The organism is Brumimicrobium oceani (genome assembly GCF_003143775.1).
Taxonomy (GTDB): domain Bacteria; phylum Bacteroidota; class Bacteroidia; order Flavobacteriales_D; family Crocinitomicaceae; genus Brumimicrobium; species Brumimicrobium oceani.
Map to the genome: position 1 here is coordinate 77474 of NZ_QFRJ01000011.1, position 21173 is coordinate 98646.

Annotated in this window: 22 protein-coding genes and 2 tRNA genes; 7 read left to right on the forward strand and 17 right to left on the reverse strand. The window is 34.9% G+C overall.

The window, feature by feature from the left end; translation table 11 throughout:
• Positions 1–89 precede the first annotated feature (89 nt).
• From DIT68_RS12815 to DIT68_RS12825, 3 genes are all read right to left on the reverse strand, one after another.
• Complete coding sequence (locus DIT68_RS12815) at positions 90–641, reverse strand: helix-turn-helix domain-containing protein (RefSeq protein WP_109360211.1); 552 nt, start codon at positions 639–641, stop codon at positions 90–92.
• Between the two features lie 10 nt (positions 642–651).
• Positions 652–927 carry a type II toxin-antitoxin system HigB family toxin gene (locus DIT68_RS12820; RefSeq protein WP_109360240.1) on the reverse strand — a complete coding sequence of 92 codons (276 nt, stop codon included), beginning with the start codon at positions 925–927 and terminating at the stop codon, positions 652–654.
• Positions 928–1250: 323 nt separating this feature from the next.
• Positions 1251–1796: a DUF6557 family protein gene (locus DIT68_RS12825; RefSeq protein WP_109360212.1), complete on the reverse strand. Its 546-nt coding sequence runs from the start codon at positions 1794–1796 to the stop codon at positions 1251–1253.
• A 278-nt stretch (positions 1797–2074) separates the two neighbouring features.
• Between DIT68_RS12825 and DIT68_RS12830 the strand changes: the two genes are divergently transcribed.
• Positions 2075–2734 carry a 3-oxoacid CoA-transferase subunit B gene (locus DIT68_RS12830; protein ID WP_109360213.1) on the forward strand — a complete coding sequence of 220 codons (660 nt, stop codon included), beginning with the start codon at positions 2075–2077 and terminating at the stop codon, positions 2732–2734.
• Positions 2735–2840: 106 nt separating this feature from the next.
• Here the strand turns inward: DIT68_RS12830 and DIT68_RS12835 are convergent, their stop codons facing one another.
• The 3 genes from DIT68_RS12835 to xerD form a co-directional block, all read right to left on the reverse strand.
• Complete coding sequence (locus tag DIT68_RS12835) at positions 2841–3308, reverse strand: gliding motility lipoprotein GldH (RefSeq protein WP_158276188.1); 468 nt, start codon at positions 3306–3308, stop codon at positions 2841–2843.
• On the reverse strand, positions 3292–4848 hold the full coding sequence (locus tag DIT68_RS12840; protein ID WP_109360215.1) for a PSP1 domain-containing protein: 1557 nt from the start codon (positions 4846–4848) through the stop codon (positions 3292–3294). The genes DIT68_RS12835 and DIT68_RS12840 overlap by 17 nt, the downstream gene beginning before the upstream one ends.
• 115 nt (positions 4849–4963) lie before the next feature.
• Positions 4964–5866, reverse strand: coding sequence for a site-specific tyrosine recombinase XerD (xerD, locus tag DIT68_RS12845; RefSeq protein ID WP_109360216.1), 903 nt, complete (start codon positions 5864–5866; stop codon positions 4964–4966).
• 455 nt (positions 5867–6321) lie between these two features.
• Between xerD and aroQ the strand changes: the two genes are divergently transcribed.
• Positions 6322–6732, forward strand: coding sequence for a type II 3-dehydroquinate dehydratase (gene aroQ / locus DIT68_RS12850; RefSeq protein WP_109360217.1), 411 nt, complete (start codon positions 6322–6324; stop codon positions 6730–6732).
• 19 nt (positions 6733–6751) lie between these two features.
• Here aroQ and DIT68_RS12855 read toward each other — a convergent pair whose 3' ends face one another.
• Together DIT68_RS12855 and DIT68_RS12860 are read right to left on the reverse strand one after the other, a co-directional pair.
• Positions 6752–7783 (reverse strand): glycosyltransferase family 2 protein, encoded by a 1032-nt coding sequence (locus DIT68_RS12855; protein WP_109360218.1) that lies wholly within the window; start codon positions 7781–7783, stop codon positions 6752–6754.
• Between the two features lie 14 nt (positions 7784–7797).
• Positions 7798–9255: a GWxTD domain-containing protein gene (locus tag DIT68_RS12860; RefSeq protein WP_109360219.1), complete on the reverse strand. Its 1458-nt coding sequence runs from the start codon at positions 9253–9255 to the stop codon at positions 7798–7800.
• Between the two features lie 208 nt (positions 9256–9463).
• Between DIT68_RS12860 and DIT68_RS12865 the strand changes: the two genes are divergently transcribed.
• A tRNA-Ser gene (locus tag DIT68_RS12865) sits at positions 9464–9548 on the forward strand.
• A 147-nt stretch (positions 9549–9695) separates the two neighbouring features.
• On the opposite strand, the gene DIT68_RS12870 is transcribed toward DIT68_RS12865, so the two are convergent.
• Together DIT68_RS12870 and DIT68_RS12875 are read right to left on the reverse strand one after the other, a co-directional pair.
• On the reverse strand, positions 9696–10319 hold the full coding sequence (locus DIT68_RS12870) for a porin family protein (protein ID WP_109360220.1): 624 nt from the start codon (positions 10317–10319) through the stop codon (positions 9696–9698).
• A 479-nt stretch (positions 10320–10798) separates the two neighbouring features.
• Positions 10799–12226, reverse strand: a complete 1428-nt coding sequence (locus DIT68_RS12875; protein WP_109360221.1) for an SDR family oxidoreductase — start codon at positions 12224–12226, stop codon at positions 10799–10801.
• A gap of 209 nt (positions 12227–12435) precedes the next feature.
• On the opposite strand from DIT68_RS12875, the gene DIT68_RS12880 reads away from it, so the two are divergent.
• The 4 genes from DIT68_RS12880 (at position 12436) to DIT68_RS16200 (ending at position 17174) form a co-directional block, all read left to right on the forward strand.
• On the forward strand, positions 12436–12861 hold the full coding sequence (locus DIT68_RS12880) for a MarR family winged helix-turn-helix transcriptional regulator (protein ID WP_109360222.1): 426 nt from the start codon (positions 12436–12438) through the stop codon (positions 12859–12861).
• A 74-nt stretch (positions 12862–12935) separates the two neighbouring features.
• The gene (locus tag DIT68_RS12885) at positions 12936–14249 is read left to right on the forward strand and encodes a TolC family protein (protein WP_109360223.1); all 1314 of its coding nucleotides are present in this window, start codon (positions 12936–12938) and stop codon (positions 14247–14249) included.
• A 137-nt stretch (positions 14250–14386) separates the two neighbouring features.
• The gene (locus DIT68_RS12890) at positions 14387–15520 is read left to right on the forward strand and encodes an HlyD family secretion protein (RefSeq protein ID WP_109360224.1); all 1134 of its coding nucleotides are present in this window, start codon (positions 14387–14389) and stop codon (positions 15518–15520) included.
• Between the two features lie 91 nt (positions 15521–15611).
• Complete coding sequence (locus DIT68_RS16200) at positions 15612–17174, forward strand: efflux MFS transporter permease (RefSeq protein ID WP_146194217.1); 1563 nt, start codon at positions 15612–15614, stop codon at positions 17172–17174.
• On the opposite strand, the gene DIT68_RS16705 is transcribed toward DIT68_RS16200, so the two are convergent.
• The 7 genes from DIT68_RS16705 to DIT68_RS12925 all read right to left on the reverse strand — a co-directional run bounded on the left by DIT68_RS16705 (position 17055) and on the right by DIT68_RS12925 (position 21146).
• The gene (locus DIT68_RS16705; RefSeq protein WP_109360225.1) at positions 17055–17513 is read right to left on the reverse strand and encodes an NAD-dependent epimerase/dehydratase family protein; all 459 of its coding nucleotides are present in this window, start codon (positions 17511–17513) and stop codon (positions 17055–17057) included. The genes DIT68_RS16200 and DIT68_RS16705 overlap by 120 nt on opposite strands.
• Before the next feature lie 81 nt (positions 17514–17594).
• Positions 17595–18119, reverse strand: a complete 525-nt coding sequence (locus DIT68_RS12900; protein ID WP_109360226.1) for a CAP domain-containing protein — start codon at positions 18117–18119, stop codon at positions 17595–17597.
• Between the two features lie 51 nt (positions 18120–18170).
• Positions 18171–19007, reverse strand: coding sequence for an alpha/beta hydrolase (locus DIT68_RS12905; protein WP_109360227.1), 837 nt, complete (start codon positions 19005–19007; stop codon positions 18171–18173).
• A gap of 53 nt (positions 19008–19060) precedes the next feature.
• Positions 19061–19462 carry a hypothetical protein gene (locus DIT68_RS12910; RefSeq protein WP_109360228.1) on the reverse strand — a complete coding sequence of 134 codons (402 nt, stop codon included), beginning with the start codon at positions 19460–19462 and terminating at the stop codon, positions 19061–19063.
• 66 nt (positions 19463–19528) lie between these two features.
• Positions 19529–20092, reverse strand: coding sequence for a hypothetical protein (locus DIT68_RS12915; RefSeq protein ID WP_109360229.1), 564 nt, complete (start codon positions 20090–20092; stop codon positions 19529–19531).
• Positions 20089–20604, reverse strand: coding sequence for a DUF421 domain-containing protein (locus DIT68_RS12920; protein ID WP_109360230.1), 516 nt, complete (start codon positions 20602–20604; stop codon positions 20089–20091). Before DIT68_RS12920 ends, DIT68_RS12915 begins: the two co-directional genes overlap by 4 nt.
• Positions 20605–21064: 460 nt before the next feature.
• Positions 21065–21146: transfer RNA gene (locus DIT68_RS12925), tRNA-Leu, on the reverse strand.
• Positions 21147–21173: the final 27 nt, after the last annotated feature.

Sequence of the window (21173 nt, forward strand, 5' to 3'; positions counted from 1 at the left end):
TCAACGCTCAAATAGAATTGCAATAAAATCATTTCTATGGTAAACCTGCATTGAATTTCATAGAATTTTTGGATGTCATGCCCTTTTTTTCAGACGAGATCTTTTTTTCTCAATCTAAGCTTTGGTTTATTCAATTTTTCAATTGACAATTCAACTTTACTCTTTGTTTCAGATTGAAGATAAGTAGGGATTAAAATTTTTAGGTTAATCCCTAAAACCCTATGAATAATGACTAAATCCTTCAGTGTAAACTGAGAAACCCCATTCATCAATTCGCTCATATAGGACTTAGGGTGTTCTAAAATCACACCTAAATCTTGCTGGGTCATATCAAATTCTTTAAGCTTCTTTCTTATTGTTTCCTTTCGCTTTTTAATAAACGATTGCTCCGTTTTAAGGATTTCTTCGACTCTTTCGGATTCCTCAATTTTTAAATCTGAAATGTTTTCAAAGTCAGACCATTCTTTATCCTCATAGCTTTTAATTAAGTCACGAAGTTTTTTACGCATTGGCTTTAAACTAGGGTTCTCACTAATCATCAAGCGCAACTTTCGTTCTAGTAAAGAAGCTTTTTGCAAATCATACTCATTTTCAAGCTTGTCTATCTTATTAACGTTATCTATGTCAAACATATCTTTCATATCTTATATTTTAAATCCAGTCATTATCTCGTAACCATTTTTTAATCACCTTTCGATTGTTTTTGAATGTCAACTCATAATCATCATGGTTTCCAGCCCAAACAATTGTAGCCGCTCCATTTTCCTCAAATTCGATTAAAATTAGAGTTCGATGAATATTAATATCAAAAAAGTAAAATTCTCCTCCATGAACGCAATCTGCATCGGGTCTTGTTTTTATTAATTCTTGAGGGCTTTCAAAATTACCATTTTCAATTTCATCGATTAAGTTACGAATTGGCTTAATTAACTTAGTATTCCCTCTGTTTTTTCTAGCTAGTGGCTGGTCGGAAACAGACGATTTTTATAAAATAAATTATTTTTGATGAGAGTTTGATTTATTTTTATGAGGTGATGCCTTAGCATCAGGCGATTAAAAATAAAGGGAACTATCACAAAAAGAAATATTTTTAGTTTTGATGTGTTTCCGACCAGCCACTACTTATAAAGCAATAACCTGTTGCTAATTCGATGAAACTTCTTTTCAAATATATAATTCCATGTTTTAAAGTATCTGATTAACAATCTAAAAGTAAAAATCATCTTACACACGTGAACAAAAAATGAGAATCAATCTCTTTCCTCATCACCTTCCTCACCTTCATCCTCCTCTTTCAAACGCTTCAAAAAGTCTTCCAAAGAAATCATGTTCTCTTCTTTTTCCTCATCTGACATATTTAGATAATCTTCCATACTCCCTTGAATCGACTCCATTTCTTCTTGGATTACCTCTTCTTCAAAGCCTATAAAAGTCATTTCGAACAAACAATGAGCAATGATTTCTAATTCAGTAAATTGAAGTAAACTTTCTTGATTGATCTCCATTCCCAGCCATTCTTTCCAAGGTGTAAACTCAAGTGCTTGGGAGTATTTTTCTTCTTCACTTTTTGGATTTTTATAATTTCCAGAAACATCAACATATTCCTCTCCATCAAAATCATCTTTTTGGTTGGCGACCACAATTTCAATTTCTGAATCTTCTGGATTCAAATACATTAGTTTTTCAAAAACCTCTTGATAACCAAATATATTTTCTTCCTCACCAGGATACAATTGTAACAGAATCGCTTCAACGCTTAACCAAGAATTTGATTGTATGAGTTCTTTGAATGTCATATTTTTAATTTAAAAGGAGTGTGGCACTTAAAGTTAGCAAAAAACAGCAATGAAATCCATGAAAGTTTTAAAAATCTATACCATCCCTAATCCAAATCAAAAAAGAAAACTTAGAGTAGAAATTTAAACTCGATTTTAAAAAACAATAATCCGCCCTATTGCCATTCAGAAAATAATCAAAATTCCATGGATTCAGTTTTCAGTCATAATCCACCCCAAAAACAAAAGAAATCGCTTATATTTGATGTTGGTAAATTAAAGATCAAAATAGAAAAAATATGGCACTAGATAAAATTGGAATTGCAAAGCGAATTGCACAGGAATTAGAAGATGGTTTTTATGTGAATTTAGGAATTGGTATTCCAACATTGGTTGCCAATTATGTTCCTGAAGGAATTGAAGTTGAATTTCAGTCAGAAAATGGAATTCTTGGAATGGGTAATTTTCCTTTCGAAGGAGAAGAAGATGCAGATTTAATTAACGCCGGAAAACAAACCATCACAGCGAAACCTGGAGCGGTATTTTTCGATTCCTCACTTTCTTTTGGAATGATTAGAGGGCAGCATGTTCAATTAACCGTTCTTGGAGCAATGGAAGTTGCTGCAAATGGTGACATCGCCAACTGGAAAATCCCAGGAAAAATGGTAAAAGGAATGGGTGGTGCAATGGACTTAGTAGGTTCTGCTGAAAATATTATCGTTGCCATGATGCACACCAACAAAAAAGGTGAATCTAAACTTTTAAAAGAATGTTCACTTCCATTAACTGGTGTAAATTGTGTTACAAAAATCGTTACGAATCTAGCATACATTGAAGTAAAAGACGGAGCGTTTCATTTGATTGAACGTGCGCCAGGAGTTACAGTTGAAGAGATTCAAAAGGCTACTGAAGGAAAGTTGATTGTACCGGATAATGTTCCAGAGATGCAGTTAGGGTAGTAATTTGTGTAAGGGCGATTTGCAAATCGCCCTTACACAAATCGCCCCTACCCAAATCGCCCCTACCCAAATCGCCCCAACATTGCCCATACAACACAAAACGCCACTACTCCACCCTCAATCCAATATCCAAAACATCAGTAATAGATTCTTGCTGTGTGGCATTCACCATTTCAAAAACATACTCTCCTTTTATTGGAAAAGCTTTAGAGTCAAAGCGAAGATTACTTTCTACAATTGTGCCAGACACCTTTCCAATCCACGAACCATTTGGTCTTGCCATGGGTATTTTCTGTGCCACCTTCGAAGTTGTTCCGTCGGGAGCTGTTATCATGATGTAAATCCACAAATTACTGTACAAGTAGTCTTTTGATGTTCTCAAAGACAAAATAAAATCGCGCCTTGTTAAGGTGTCCTCCACTTCAACCTTAAATACCGCCGTATCTCCTTTGTCCCATGAAGTATCATCAAAGCTATAAGATTCATCAAAATAAGGATTTTCGCCACAACTTTGTAAAAAAGCCATCAACGCAAACGCAGCAATAAAAGAAAATCGTTTAACTACTTTTCTCATTGTTTTTATCTCCATTATTCGTTGGTTTTTTATCACCATTCGGTTTACGAGGTGGACGCTTTTTCTTTGGTCTTGGCTTTTGCTCATTCGGCTTCTTATCCGTTGAACCTGTCCCTTCTGCCTTGCTGTTTGGTTTTGCACCTTCTGCTGATTTAGGTTTATTCTGAGGCTTTCGTTTTGCCGGTTTTCTGCCTTGTGGCTTTTTTTCCGCAGACTTTACATCACCCGTCTGTCCATCCTTAACAGGCTTCTGATTCGGATTTTTTCTTACAGGCTTTTTCCCTTTAGCTTTTGGTTTATTCCCTAATGGCTTAGCGTCTTTAGCCTTATTGTCCTTTGCTTGTTGTGGTTTTGGTTTATTTCCTTTAGCTCCAGTATTCGCATTCGCAGAAGCTTTTTTCTTTGCTGGTTTACGTTTTTTCTTTTTCGTGAACTTTTTATCAAAACGATTTAAATCATCTTGTCCAACAACATTAGAATAATCTGGTGTTTCTGGTGCTTTTGTTTCAAACGTAGCTTGATCGAAGTCTTTCAGATCTTCCGGTTTTTTCTTCTCCTTATTCATTGCAATAATCTCCTTAGCACGCTCAGGAGAAAGTGCAACTAAACCAGGACCAGACTTATCATCTGTTTGGTGTAAATACCACATCAAACGTTTAAAAACGTCAGTTTTAATATGAATTCCTGTTCCCTTTTTAGAGTAGAGCTTAATTTCCGTGGATGGAAAACTCTTCAATTCATCAATGTAAGCATCCAATTCATAATTTAAACAACACTTCAGCTTTCCACATTGTCCTGCAAGTTTTTGCGGGTTCAAAGAAAGTTGCTGATACCTCGCTGCACTTGTGCTTACAGAACGGAAATCGGTTAACCAAGTAGAACAACACAATTCTCGTCCGCAAGAACCTATTCCACCCAAACGGGCAGATTCTTGACGTGCACCAATTTGTCGCATTTCGATACGTACACGGAAATTTTCCGCCATATCTTTAATCAATTGACGAAAATCTACACGACCATTTGCTGTATAATAGAAAGTCGCTTTAGAGCCATCGCCTTGGTATTCAACATCAGATATTTTCATATCGAGTTTTAAGGCAATCGCCATTTCGCGTGCTTTATGCATCACACTTTCTTCTTTTTTACGCGCAGCCACCCATTTATCAATATCCTCTTGTGAAGCATGACGAATAATTTTTCGTGCTTCGTGAGCCTTAAAGTTTGGTGCTTTTTTTTGAAGCTGTATTCTGGAAAGTTCTCCTACAACTGAAATAACCCCAACATCATAGCCAGGGCTTGCCTCAACGACAACAACGTCGCCAACATTTAAATCGAATCCTTTTAAATTCCTAAAAAAAGATTTTCGACTATTTTTAAATCGTATCTCAACTATATCAAATTGACTCTTTCCGCTAGGCAATTGCATGTTTGCAAGCCAGTCGAAAACGCCAAGTTTATTGCATCCTCCAGAGCTACAGGTTCCATTACTTTTGCATCCGCGAGGAATTCCTCCTCCAGATCCACAACTTGAACATCCCATAGTTATATTTTTCCTCAAAAATAATAATTATAGACGACAACTGCGAATAAAAAATGAGATGCACGGACGATTTGATTTTATAATGGTGGAGACGTAATGCATTGCATCTCCACCATTATTTTTTATTCCTCGGATGATAACTTATTATTGCTTCTCGAATAAAAGATTGATCTAAATGCGTATAAATTTCTGTGGTTGTGATGGATTCATGTCCCAACATTTCTTGAATGGCCCTTAAATTAGCTCCACCCTCAATTAAATGCGTAGCAAAAGAATGGCGAAATGTGTGTGGACTCACTTTTTTCTTCAATCCTATTGACAACGCTAAATTCTTTACAATTGTAAAAATCATGACCCGTGTTAATTGCTTCCCTCTTCGATTGAGAAACACAAAATCCTCATGTCCCTTCTGGATATTCATGTGGTTTCTTGTTCCTGAAACATAAATACCGATTTCCTTTTCAACCGATGGACTAACAGGAACTAGTCTTTCCTTATTCCCTTTTCCAATTACCCGAATAAAGCCCTGCTGAAAAAAGATATTGGAAAACTTTAGGTTAATTAATTCACTCACACGCAAACCACAACTGTATAATGTTTCTAGCATTGCTTTATTTCTGTGACCTTCGGGCTTACTCAAATCAATAGCAGCTATCATTTCATCAATTTCTGCAATACTTAAGAAAACAGGCAGTTTCATTCCTATTTTTGGCAATTCCAACAAACTACTGGGGTCCTCTTGTCTCACTCCCTCCAAAACCATAAAATCAAAAAACTGCTTTATCCCACTAATTACTCTTGCTTGAGAACGCGCAGACAATCCCAAATCGTATAGATCCGCCAAAAACTGTTTAAGATTTTCTAAATTGACTTCTTTTGGAGAAATGGATCTCGCGATACAAAATTCGCTTAGTTTTTCTAAATCTCGCTGATAGGCAAAAATGGAGTTTTCCGCTAACCCTCTTTCTATCTTGAGATAATTCACAAAATCTCGATTATATATTGACCACTGATTCACGGGATGAATTTAAGAAATTATAATTGTATAGGGTTATCCTTTTAAGTCGCAGATTGTGACAGCCAATTTACTTTACTTCCAAGTTCATGACTTTGTATTGATAATCAACACCCTATATTCTTGTTATGAATTGGAACAAATCAAAACATATCCTTCGCAAAGTAAAAAACTGAGATTTTCTTATTTTCACAACAGAATGACAAACCCTGATTTTTGATTGCCCCCCCTTATGAAACGATCATCCTGAACCTTGAAAAAAAATTATTTTTCTAAGGGAAGGATCTCTTTTAATCTTTTTATTATCAAAGCTTCTCACAATAAAGGATAAATAGATTTAAGCGAAATTACTTATTGCGATTTAAATGGATAACCATATAGTTGTATCCATTGAAAAACTTCTCCCTATCCAATTAGCAGATTTTTCTTAATATTGTAACGAAGTAAAGAAATAGCTCATGGAAATTTTAATCATCAACGGCCCCAACTTAAATCTTCTTGGAAAACGACAGCCTTCCATATATGGAGACATCAGCTTTGAAGAATACATTCAAGAAATTCAAAAAGACGGCATAACTATTTCTGTTTTTCAAAATAATGTTGAAGGAGAAATTATTAATGCTTTACACAATGCGAAAGTCGATGGAATTATTCTCAATGCTGGCGGATATACGCACACTTCAGTAGCTATTCGCGATGCTGTTTCTGCTATCGAAACCCCAGTGGTGGAAGTTCATATTTCTAACATTTCGGCTAGAGAATCATTCAGACATGAAAGCTTAATTAGCCCTGTGGCGGCAGGTTGTATATTTGGATTTGGAATGATGGGATATGAATTAGCGTTGGATTATTTTAAAAAGTTGATTTAAAAAGATAAATCCCCGCTACTTAATCGACAAAAAAACGTTTATTCAATCCTTCAAACTTCTTGATTCTTTTAAAGAAATAAGCCCATAATAAAGAGGCCTTGTAAAAGCCTGCTTTGTTATACTCAGTACTTTCTTGCTGAAGTTGTTTACGTTTTTTATTCAGCACAGAAATGCTTCCGTAATATGCTCCATGTGCTTTCAAAATGGCAAAAACATGTTTAAACTGAAAACCAGCTAAATACTTAACAGCGGCTATTCCATCTAAAATCATGCGGTAAAAGACCTTTCCGAAAAGCCAACCCACGTGATTCTTATGAATCATGTACAAGCTATTTCTGAAATTCAAAAATGTCTTCCTCGGATTTTCATAGTTTAATGTCCCACCGCCCACATGATAAACTTGTGAAGCAGGAACTACATAAAACGAATGATTCTGTTTTTTCGCACGCCAACAAAAATCAATTTCCTCCATGTGAGCGAAGAAATCTTCATCCAAGCCACCTAACTCATGGTAAACTTTTGAACGCACAAGCATACATGCGCCAGTTGTCCAGAAAACTTCTTTGTCGTTATCATATTGATTTTTATCCTCCTCTACTTCATCGAAAATTCTTCCTCTACAAAATGGATAATAATTTTTATCGATAAATCCGCCACTTGCTCCAGCGTGTTCGAAGTGTGTTTTCTTGTGAAATGATAAAACTTTTGGTTGAACACCTGCAATTTCTGGATTATTTTCTAGCTTTTCAACCAAAGCTCCCAACCAATTCGGTGTGACTTCAATATCAGAATTGATCAAAACATAGTATTCGAAGCGACCTTTTAATTGCTTTAAACCATCGTTGTAGCCTTTCGCAAAACCACCATTACTTTTATTGACAATAATTTCAACTTCAGGATGATGTGCCCTAAGATAATTCAAACTTTCATCTGTAGATTGATTATCCACGACAACAATCGTTGCGTCAGAAGTATTTTGAATTAAAGTAGGTAGGAATTGTTTCAAAAAAGACAATCCATTCCAATTGAGAATTACAACAGCAGTTTTCAAATGTTAGTTTTTTATCAGTAACTATTGTAATAACGAGAAGAGTTTCCACCAAAATGAGGATTTGCTCCTCCTGTAGGGTCATCTAAATTATTATCTGGCGTGTTTCTCTTATTTAAAGCGTATTGCCATCTGTAATTTTGAAGTTCGCCAATCATATCACTGTGCAACAACACATAGTCGTGGCTTAAATTTGTTTTGCTATAGAAAATAAATCTTCTGTTGGAATACTGATTAATTTTGTCGTATTGCCAAATCTCGTAAGGATATTCTGAAGGTGAAGAAGGTTGTTCAATTACAGTGCTCGGAGCTCCGTATTCCAAGAAAACACGACCTCGATCTGTTTCAAAACCGGCTTGATAATTTGTTGCAAAAAGTTTCTCTACATTGTCTACTTGCGCTTTATATTTCATCCAACTTTCAAATGGTCGGCTTGGTGAAGTTTGTTTCCAGAAAGCTTGTAAATATCGCATATTCTGAACACTGTCTTTTTCTTTTAAAATGCGAATGATGTTTTTCACTTCACCTTGTCTCGAAATAGGAATTAAACTAGCTACATAATAACCAATAGAATCCTGAGGTATACTCTCCTCAAAGGCGGGATCTAAAACTACAGATTCGTAAGACAAAGCATTTACTTCTTCCGTGTTGTTTCTATCAAAATCAAAGGCCGATCTGGCTAATATCTTTTTATCACGACTCAACAAATTCAATTCTAAAGTGTAAGCACCAGTGGGCAACATACTGATATCAACCACTTTGGCAACAGGCTGAATTTCTGTTGATTCGTACCTGAAATAGCGTGTGTATTCTTCTAAATCAAGACGAACATCTCTGCCAATAACTTTCTGTTCTACAACGTAAACTGAGTCTTCTAAAGCAGAATCCGTGTTGTAAACTTCTGTGTAATAAAGTAAGTTTTGAATTTCCGTTGGATAATAATCGCCAACCATAGGTACCACATCGTAGCCAATTTTCGTAAACAAAGATTGCATTGGAGGATTAGCCCTTATAGACTCGGCAGCGATAAAAGACGAAAATCCCAACTCAGCAGACATATCTTCAATTTTTATCATCTTAGAAACAGATGTTGGCTCCTGTGTAGAATTAACATCTCGTATTACCAAATCATATCTGTACTTCCCAGGTTTTAATAAGTATTTCTGGATATCATGAAAATCTTCAACGATGCTATCTACCACCAACGGACTTTTTAGTAAATACTTATCTGCAACAACAACGGTGTCATTTTGAGAAAACACTTGGCTAATTTCTAATTCCGCAAAAACCTCATCTGCTCTGTTTATATAAGCTAAGCTGTACCCAACAAAATTTAATTGTATTTCAACATAGTTGCCAGCTTCAGGAGCATAAAACTGTCCTTCACTTAAAAAGGCTTTAAGGTTTTTATCTTGACCAAACGCCGCCGTACCAACGAATAAAGAGATTAATAATATCAAAAATGGATTCTTCATATTTTTTTGTTGAAATAAAAGTATAAATCTATGCAAATTTAGGGTTTTCAGCAAAAAAATAAACTTTGTTGACTATAATGTAACGATTAAAGAGCAAAGTGAAATTATTTCAAAACCTTAACTACTGAATATCAGCCGAAAGAAAAAAAGTTTAAAAAAAGATTCATTTTACCCTTGTCAGAAAAATATATGTGAGTATCTTTGCCCCGGAGAAATGGCAGAGCGGTTGAATGCACTGGTCTTGAAAACCAGCATACCGAGAGGTATCGGGGGTTCGAATCCCTCTTTCTCCGCAAAAGAAAACCCACAGCTGAAAAGTTGTGGGTTTTTTCATTTCTAACAGAGTTTGAAGCCCTGTAATTCATCAGCTATTACTAAAAAAGACAAAACGGGAAATCTTTCGAAATCCCGTCTTAGTACTATTTTTATTTGGTCTCCTCCTAGTAGAATCTATATCCAATGGTTAACTGTCCCCAAGTATTTTTATACCTCGGAGTATCTGCTGTTCCGTCTCCCCTGTTATTTTGGAAGTCAAACCCTACTCGGCCTCCAATTGTTACATGGTTAAAATTCAAATTAATTCCACCCACAAATCCTAAAATATTCTTTCTGATATTGTCATTTTCAAATTGTTCCTCTTGGTCAAAACCAATACCCGCATCAAACTCATTTCTTTCGCTCATTAAATAGGCGAATTGAGGACCTGCTACAATTGATAAGAATTCAAAAGGCTTCAAGGCTACTAAAACCGGGATTTCTAAAAAGGTCGAAGTTTTTTTATAGCTATAATCTGCGCCTAATAAACTTCCACTCCCCTTAAATCCTTTTTGAGTAACCAAAACCTCTGGGTGGATTCCTAAAAGAGTACCGATTGGAATTTCTAATCCTAATCCTGCTGTATATCCCAATCTCATATCTGCTTCAAATTCTTCTCCTTCTGAGTCATAAACATTAGATGCCGTAGCACCTCCTTTAATTAAGAGTTTTAGTGCATCTCTATCTTGGGCTGATGAATAAAATACCGACGAGGCTAAAAGTGTTGTTAAAAATAAAATCTTTTTCATAATGTGATTTTTTGTTTTTTTAATTGATAAATTTTAATTCGTATGTCTTTGTTACTTTTACTAGCTGAGGCAATGTACAAACTTTGCAGAGGATATTTTTTAATCTTAACAGTATTTCACAGAAAGCCCGAAAATACAGGTGTTTTTAACCTTTTTTAGAGTTTTACAGGCTTTACCAAAAGATAGATTAGCATAAATTTTCACAGCTGTAACACAAAGTTTTTCCTAATCGTTTGGATGATAATTTGACTTGATGTTCAATCAAAAAACTTAAAATTTGTAACGAGACCAATTACTTTTAACGCTACAGCTTAGGATTTTACCCGCCGGAAAAATAATGAGCGTAGAAATTTAAGATTTGCTTAAAAACACGCTCTTTTTCCAAGGTTTCGGTTGAAAATTCTTGTAAAAAACAAGGTAACTAAGCAACAAAAAATATAGATTACCCGACCATTATACGAACTGGATGCATTCCGCCTCTATTTAACTTCTCCATTGGTCAAACTTTTCAACATTCCATTAAAAATTAACCCATGAAAAGGTAAAACAGCGTACCAATACAATCGCCCACCTATTCCCAATGGTCGAAAAGTTGCAGTTTGCTTTAATTGATCGCCTTCAATTTTAAATTCAAGCCAAGCTTCTCCAGGTAATTTCATTTCGGCTCCGAGCAATAATCTTCCTTCTTCTTTATCTGCATAAAGAACGCGCCAAAAATCAAGAGAATCACCCACGTTAATAGAATCGAGATTTGTTCTTCCACGTCTTAAACCAGGACCACCGACCAGTTTATCCAAAAAGCCTCGAATTTTCCAAAGGAAATTCCCAAAATACCAGCCGTTAATTCCTCCAATACTCCAAACCTTCTCAATGCACTTTTGCCTGTCTACATATTCCATTGCTCTCACATCTCTAAAACAACCAAATGTTGGCACTTGAACATAATCTGAAATATGACTTTTTAATCCACTACTCGAATAGGCATCTTTCCAACTAGAAACGATTTCGTTACTTTCTATTTTTGCAAATGCCTTATTCAAGGCCTCGATGTAAGTTATTGGAGTGATGTCCAAAATTTCATTAATCTTATGATCCCGACAAACGACCTCTATTTTCATGCTGTTCACCAAAGCGGAAGCCAATCGATAAGATGTAGAAGTCACAAAGTACAACCAATAACTAGATAGTTTTGGAGTCATAATAGGAACGGTGTGAATTGTTCTTTTTAAGCCTCGCACTTTCGCAAAACCCAACAACATTTCCTTGTAAGTTAAGATATCTGGTCCTCCAATATCGAAATTACGATTGTACGTTTCTTCTACATACAATGTTTGAGATAAAAATTGGAGTACATCTGAAATTCCAATGGGCTGACAACGGGTGTTCAACCATTTGGGCGTAATCATATAGGGAAGCTTTTCCACTAAATCTCGAATAATTTCAAAAGAGGCACTGCCAGAACCTATGATTATTCCAGCTCGCAATGTAGTATTGTTATACTTTCCTTTGTCTAACTCTAGCTCTACGTTTTTCCTTGAAGAAAGGTGTTTTGACAATTCATCCTCGTTGATAATTCCACTTAAATAAACAACATGTTGGACATTGGTTTTATCCATTGCCTCTCGAAAATTCGCTGCAGACTCCTCTTCCATTTTCGCATAATCGGCAGATGCTGACATGGAGTGCACCAAATAATACGCACCATCAATATCCTTTGGAATATTGTTTAGTGATGGTACATCTAACAAATCAACTTCAATTACGTCAATTTTATCCACCAATGACTTCGGCGGGGAAAACCGTGCCTTATCCCTTACAGAACAAACAACATGATGTCCTTGCTCCACCAATAAAGGAAGTAATCTTTTACCAATATAACCCGTTGCGCCTGTGAGAAGTATTTTCATAGTTTAATATTAACAAAATAATTTAGGTATTTGTTTTTATTCATTGACAATATCGTTCTTAAGTGCTTTATCGCAATAAAATCAGTCGTACCCGAAGATATTGTCTCTAAAAATTCGATCAAAACGAATAACATTCAAAATAATTTCAAATATTAGTTTGATATCTAACTAATATTCGTTTACCTTCGTGCCTGTTAAATACTGAGAAAATGGAAAACATCAAGAAATTACTAGAAAATATGCAGACATTAAGCGTTAATGTTCGCCATTATTTACATAAGCAAATTGCAGGATTGGATTTAGACATTACTTATGAGATGGTAAAAATACTATTCATCCTCTCTGATCATAAGTATTTAAATCAACAACAAATTGCTGATCTGACCTTAAAGAACAAGGCAAGTCTCACCTCTATTATCGACAACATGCAAAAGCGAAATTTAGTGATTAGAACCGAAGATGCTGCAGATCGAAGAAATAAAATTATAAGTTTAACAAGTCACGGAAAGGAGACTTTAAATACGGTAAGACCAGTTCTAAAAAATCTATTCGAAGAGTTGTACCAAGACATTTCAAATGAGGAAATAGAAATTATGAATAATGTGATTTTTAAAATGAGTAAGGTTATAGAATAGGTTTTTTACCCAAATAGTTAGACATCTAACTGTCAATAATCAAACTAATTTAAAAAAGATAAAACAACAAACAAATGAGAAATATAAAATACTTTGTTTTTACATTGTGCTTAGCAGCTTTCGGGATTTCTGTAAATGCACAAGAACAGACAGAGAAAGAGTTAAAATTGAGTGAAGCCATACAGTTGGGGTTGGAAAATCACCAATTATTAAAAGTAGCCCAATCAAAAGTGGAGTTGTATGAACAACAAACAAGTGTTGTAAAACAACAAAGACTGCCCAGTGCAACTTTATCTGCCAACGCCTTTTATTTAGGTGATGCAAGAATTTTGGATACAGATTTATCTCATGTTCAAGCTGTAGAGATGCCAAACTTTGGGAACACTTATGGAGTTCAGGCGTCGCAATTGTTATACAAAGGAGGGGTGATTCAAAAATCAATTGAAATGGCAGAATTACAAACCCAAATAGCCACTTTAGATTTAAGACAAAACGAGCAGGAAATTAAGTTTTTGATTACTTCTCATTATTTGGATATCTATAAAATCTTAAATCAAATTAAGGTTTTAGAACAAAATAAAGTCCTTTCAGAAGTGCGATTGCAGAATATTAATGATTTGTATGACCAAGAAATGGTGACAAGAAACGAGGTGATAAGAGCAGAGTTGTTGATCAAGAATTTGGAACAATCCATTCTTACCATGAAAAATAATCATGCGGTTATTAGTAATCAACTGAGTTACTCTTTAGGATTGCCAAAAGATGTATTGATTATTCCAACAGAAGATATTGAAGATAAACTGATTTCTAATTTGGATTATTATCTTGATTTAGCACGTCAGCAAAACCCTATCTTAAAATCTGCAAAAATGAACATTGCAGTGGCAGATAAGAACATCAGTATTACAAAAACAGATTGGTTTCCTGCACTTTCAGCATTTGGAGGTTATAATATGCAACGCCCAATGACAACAAGTATTCCTGTTTTGGATTTGTACAACAATACATATCAAGCCGGAATTAGCTTAACTTATAATCTTGATAACTTATACAAAACAAAAAGAAAAGTTCAATTAGGAGAAAGACAAAGAGAAGTTTCTGAAGAGGCTTTTACTTATGTTAATCAAAATATTGAGATAGGTGTAAACGCTGCCTTTGTGAAATATAAGGAATCTATTTTACAAGCCGAATTAATGGAAGAATCAAAAGATTTGGCAACGGAAAACTACAACATAATAGAAGCAAAATATTTGAATCAATTGGCAATTACAGCAGAAATGACAGATGCTACGAATGCAAAATTAGAAGCAGACTTGCAATATGCGAATGCTTCCTTGAATGTACTTTTTCAGTATTATAATTTACTAAAAAGTACAGGAACACTTTAGTTTTTGTTTACAAAGTCCGCTGAATGCCTTCCACTCACTTTTTAAAAATGAGCGCGTCGAATCAGCAAACTTTCTAAATCAAAAACTTATATCAAGGACTATTAAATAAGAAGATAACAAAATAACATAAACACAAAATGGCTCAAGAAGAAAATAAAAACAAAGAAAACGAACTTTCAGAAGCTCAAAATGAGGTAGCTATGGAACGTGCAAATGACAAAATACAAGCGAAGAAAAAGAAAACCAGAGCAAAAACATTATTTGCAAACATCTTGGTTTTTGTAATTATAGCAGGAGGTTTTGTCTGGTTAGTAAGAGGTTATTTCCATATTGGAGACAAAAACTTCACAAATGCAGCGCAAGTGGAAGAATTCATAAATCCGCTGAACTCAAGAGTGTCAGCATACATTAAAGAAATTCGTTTTATAGAACACGATCACGTGAAAAAAGGAGATACTTTAATAATACTCGACAATAGAGAGATTTTAACACAAGTTGCCCAAGCAGAAGCTGCATACGAAAATGCTTTGGCCGCCAAAGGGGTAACTTCTTCAACTGTAAATACGGTTTCCAATAGCGTGAATGTTACCGCTTCCAATATAGCTGGAGCAAAAGCAAGAATGGAAAACGCACAAAAGAACCTAGACCGTTATGAAAATTTGGTAAAATCTCAAGCAGTAACACGTTTTCAATATGATCAAGTGAAAACAGAATATGATATGGCCAAAGCCGGATATGAAGCATTGATGAGACAAAAGGAATCTGCTGGACTTTCTGTAACGGAAGTGAAAGGTAGATTGTCATTAAACGATGCTGAAATTCAAAGAGCAAAAGCAGCTTTAGTCATGGCGAAATTAAACCTGTCCTATACGGTTATAAAAGCACCTTATGACGGAATTATGGGGAGAAGAACAATTCAGGAAGGACAATTATTGCAACAACCTGGAATGCCAGTGGGGTCAATCATTAAGAAAGATAATAAATGGGTTACTGCGAATTTCTTAGAGAGTCAAATGCCAAGCATAGAAGTTGGTAAGAAAATGAAAATGACAGCTGACGCAATAGGTGAAAAAGAATTTGAAGGAGTTGTAACAGCTATTTCAGGTGCTACTGGCTCACGTTATTCAATGGTTCCAACAGATAATAGTTCAGGGAATTTTGTAAAAGTTCAACAAAGAATTCCAGTGAGAATTGAATTTACAGAAGGAAACGATGCCGCGCTTATCGAAAAGTTAAAAGCTGGAATGAATGTGAATGTTTACATGCAGTAATTGTTCATCAAAACATTATTTCGTTTAAAAAATTAAATTAAAAATGCCCATCGAATGTGGTGGGCTTAAAATCAAAATAACAATATAGAATATGTACAATCAAGGATTATTTAAGGACTGGGTTCCAAAATTAGGAATGCTACTATTGATTATAATTATGTTGGTTGTCATTTTACTAGCGAATCCAATATATACAGGAAATATTGGATTAATGGTGAGCAGCACTGGTTTAATGACAGAGCATTTTATGTGGGCGAATTACGCCAGTACGATTGGAATGTCAATTGCCGTGCCTCTGGTTATGCGATTAAAAGCAAGGTTTAGATCAAAAGAATTAATGATCGCTACTTTATTAATTATGGCCTTAATGTCTTTTACTATTGCAACAACACAGGTGGCAGAGGTAATTATCGCTGCTGGATTTCTCTTTGGAGCAGCAAAAATGATTGCCATGATTGAAGTCATCATTCCAACAATGTTTATCATTAGTCCAACTGGTGACCGTGCTAAGTTTTATCCTGTTTTCTATCCATTAGTGATTATTTTAGCGCAATTAGGTGGTGTTTTGGCTTCTAATTTGTCTTTAATTATGACATGGCAAATGATTCATATTTATTCAACTTCCATATTGTTATTGATGGCTTTGGTTTCTGTTATCGTGATGCACAATCTTCGATTTCAAAGAAAAATGCCGTTTTATCAAATTGATTGGTTGAGCATAGGGTTATTTACAACATCATTGATGAGTTTGGCCTATGTTTTAGTGTTTGGAAAGCAACAAGCATGGTTTGTTTCAGATTCAATAACAGTTTCTTTAGTTGTTTCCATTGGAACAATGATTTGGTTGGTTGCACGACAAAATACACAGAAAAGACCTTACATTTCATTCAAGCTGTTTAAACAAAAAAATGTAAGAACAGGAATGATTTTAATGACTTTCCTCGGAATGTTTATGGCTGCGGGTTCTGTAGTTTCGATTTACACCAACGCTATTTTAAGATATAATTGGATGACCAATGCTTCACTAGGCTTAATGTTGCTTCCAGGAATGGTGGCGGCAGGATTTGTAGCTTCGTATTGGATGAAGAATAAAATGCCTTTAAAAATGTTCATTTTCTCAGGATTTGGAGCTTATGTTTTATACCTGGTAATGCTCTATTTTATGATGGTTCCCGGACTTAATGTGGAAAGCTTTATTCTCCCACAATTCTTAAGCGGATATGGGATGAGTAGTTTGTTTATTGCTGTTTGGGTTTACACTTTGGATAAAGTACCAATGCAAGATATGTTGCCATCAGTTGGATTAGTAATGGTGTTTAGAACCTTTATTGCTACTGGACTTTTTGGAGCAATCTACAGCTGGCTTCATTATAAATTGCAATGGCAAAGTGTAAATAATTTAGCAGTTTATTTTGACGCAACATTAATGAATCATCACCAAGGGCAAGGGGATTACCGAGGAATTCAGCTAAGTGCCATTTTAGCCGCCAACAAAGCATTGATTGGTTACATGATACTTGCTGGAATAGGTGTTCTATCTTACATTTTCTTTCATCAATTCGGGTCTTTGAAATATAAAATTGCACGGTACAACATGTATCGATCTGATAAAATTGTAAAAAGAGAAAGACAAAAGGTGTTGAAAAATCAGTGATGGGTTTGTTATTATAATGCCCGCCAAAGGAGGAATAATTGCCGCCAAATGAATCACAAAGTCAACATTTTTAGACATTCCAATTAAATCTACTCTTTTTGAAATATCGCCATAATGAACTTTTATTCGATTGGAATAAGCATCATAAAACTTTTCTGTTCGTTTATTCTTTTGGTCGAAAGCAACGATTTCTAAATCTTTGTTTTCGCACAATTGATTCAAAACATTTTGTCCTACGGCTCCTGAGCCTCCTGTTAATATAATTTTAATTTTCTTCTTAATTTGATTAGTGCAAGGCTGTTTAAAGCCCCAATTAAGATAAAAATAATCAATGAAAATCTTGAGATATACTACTAGTTATAGCATTTGTTATCAAACAATTGCTTCCCATTGGCCAGTGTTTTCCCTAATGAAAAACACTTATCTCTCCTCTGAGAAAACTTGAATAGCATATATAATTCCTGATTTTTCTCTTATAGTAACCGCAAAACCATAATATTTAAAGTTTGGATTAAGCATGTTATTTCGGTGACTTTTAGAGTTTTTCCAAGATTCAAAAAGCTCTGCAGCTATTTCATTCAAATATTGGGGCTCATTAATTTTATCTGATTCAAAAGAGGTAAACGCCGCATTTTCCCCTACTGAATAAAAAGCTTTATGATCACCAGTTTTCACCATAGCAACTCGTTTTGCTGGTGTACTGTACTTAAAGTTGTTCGACTGAATATGAGTTAACTCGTTGGTTTTAGCACTATAATCTGATTGAAGTTTAGCTGCTGTTTCTAAATCTGAATCAATTTTGAGTGCTGGTACATTTTTCTGACTACGAAAGTCATTCACTAAATGGAGCACCTCTTGATTAATAATTTCGGCTTGCTCTTCGGTCATTTGTCCAAATGAGCACAGCGGAAACAAGATAAGGCACAATTTTAAATATACATTCATAATAACAAGTTTATTCAGTGAAAATAAATCATTTTAATGTTAATCAGAACATCATTCTTCCATAAACTCCAAAATTTCATCATAACGATTACTTGAAGACCAAAAGTATTGAAGAATCATAGGAATATGTCTTTTGTTAATCATATCTAACTTTATATTCGGTTGAAATTCCTTCAATTCTACTGTAAATTTTCTCACCGAAACATCAATTGATTTGTAAGTTTTCTTTCCCAAATAAATCTTGAATTTTGGGCTTTTTTCTGACAAGAAATAGATTGGAGAAGCGTCTTTCCAATTCTCAGGGTTTTCTGTCCAAGTTGAGATATAGTTACTTTCCTCAGTTGGTGGATTCTTTAGTAAATAGCTGTGCATATCTAGACCTCCAGCATCATTTAAAATAATTCCAGCGATACTTTCCTCCGCTATCCCATACTTTGGATTTAAGGTTGCCAACGCCACCAAATGTCCTCCAGCAGAATGTCCAGTGAGGTAAATACGAGAAACATCTCCGCCGTATTCACTACTATTTTCTTGAACCCAAGAAATGGCTTCGGCAATTTGTTTGGTCATTTCATCATAATTGGCAGCCGGACTAAGGTTGTAACCAGGAATAACGGTAAGCACTCCTTTCCGCGCAAAATTCTTACCGAAATAGTTATAATATTCCTTCTTTCCAGAATTCCAATTTCCACCATGAACATAAATTAAAACTGGACTTTTTTCACCCTTTTTAATCTTCGGTTGGTAAATGTTCATTGAAGGTACTTCTTCGTTTTTTACCGTATTTTTTGAATCCTCAACCAAGTAAGAAATGTCTTTGTGCTTGATTATTGAACAGCTGAACAGAAAAGGGAATAAAAAGAGGAGAGAAAGGTTTTTTATTGACATTTAGTCTTGTTTTATGAATTGAAAATGAATTTAAGCTCATCGGTCAGGAAAGTTTATGCCTTTTTGCCCAACAATTTGATAAGTACAACAGCGAAAAACACTCCAAAAATAAAGTCATTTGCGCCATATATTGTATAAAAAACACCAGCGAAGGCATCTTGTTCATAAACTGCGCTTAAAGAATTAGAAGTAAACCAATTAATGTAAACAGTAACATAAATAATCTTCTCGATCAAAAAAACAGCAACTAAAGCGGGTAAAGTATGGTATTTATTTCGAACTGCAACATAAGCCATTCCCCAAAGAATGATTGAGATTAACCCAAAATATCCCATAACATCTGGCTGGGTATTCATCAGGACATTGTTTGTAAAGAATTTTGAGAGTGTAAGCACACCTAAAATATTCGCTAATCCTGCGAATAGAAATCCTTTGGAAATTGTTGAAGTCTTCATCTTTTAATTTATGGTTTATAGAGCGTATAAAATATTGCTTCTCATTTAATAAAGTATCAATAAACATTAGCGATCATTGTTGGAATTCTCCTCATCGATTTCTTCTTCCAGATTTTCAGAATAAAGTAACTCGTGATCTTTATTTAAGCCGATAATTGTAACCAAACTTTTAACCGTATTATAGAGCATTAAAATTACGGTAATCATCAGTCCACTCAGCAATGAAGTTACAATAAGCGTTATCCAATAAATGGCGCTGAACCATTGAATTGGTACATTATCGGATTCTAAAATTGGAAAGTTGAATAATTGATACAAAATGAGTGCAGAAACAAAAAGAATTACGTCGAATTTGGCAATTTTAAGTATTTGGAAGTAATGCCGCTCTTTCAAACTTTTATTTGTTCCAAAACTCACACCGAGTAAAGTTAAAAGCAAAGTTAATATTGTACCTGATGCGAAGATGATGGTATTACATAGTCTGTTTAATCCTTCTAATGAGTTTTCTAGCAACCCTCTTGCCTCATAATCTGTGATGTTTCCCAAAAGCGCAACTCCAAGTGCGGTGAAAATCGCAACCGTGAGTCCTCCAGAAATAGCGTTACCGTTATATTTTATGTATCTTATCATGATAATCCGTGAGTTTCTACGTTCTTTAATAAATCCTCAGAAAGCTCCTTATTTTCATTATTGTGCAAAACAGAAACGTCTCCTGTACTTTCAAAAACCACCGCTTTTACCTCACTAAAGTCATGAACATTGGCCTCTCTCAATTTAGCAATCAAATCATCTTCGCCGACATTACATTTTTTCAAAGCACCATACAAAATCTCACCTTTCCACATAATTACTTCTGGTTTATTGGTAAACAATTTTTGAAAGGCATTCATTTTTCTAACCATGAAAGAAAAAAGGGTTTGAAATGCAATTATGGTAATTAGTGCAAGCCCACCTTTCAACAGCGATTGATCGTTATTTAAAATTATAGAAGCCAATATGGATCCAACTGCAATAGTTGATGCAAAATCAAAACTTGACATTTTAGCGAATGTTCTTAATCCAAAAATTCGTGTTATAATAATGGTGATTCCAAAAATCCCAAAAACCGATAAAATTAACAATAGTACTTCCTGAAGTGTCATGATGGATTATTTTATGTTACTAGAATAAAGATAATTAAAATGAAAAATCACCAGCGCTAAATGCTTATAAATAAAGCTAAAATCACTGACTCAGGTTTTCGACAATCTAAGTCATCGGTAAAAAGAGATAAACCTTTTACAAGAGAGTGGATAGTCGGGTTCTATTCAGTTTTAATTTCTTAGCAATTATTCACCTAATCTTAGTAAAGATAAAATGTAAAAATGTAGAAGTAACTCATTCGGTAACCGGATAACTCTTTGGTGTTTTACTTTAAGGGAATAAAATGGGAGAAACTTCACAATTCTGGATGATGAACATTTAGCCTCCCCGAATTCAGTTAGTTCTCATTCTAAAATAACTGTTAGGCATTCCCTAAAGATTTTTCAAACAGGAAACAATAACTCAAAAAAAAACAGAGGATAAACTTCGCTTTCGCTCTGTTTCTCACTCTGCTTTTTGTACCCGGGGCGGGAATCGAACCCGCACTCCCGAAAGAACTGGATTTTGAATCCAGCGCGTCTACCAATTCCGCCACCCGGGCTTGTTGAATTGGGTGTGCAAATTTAAC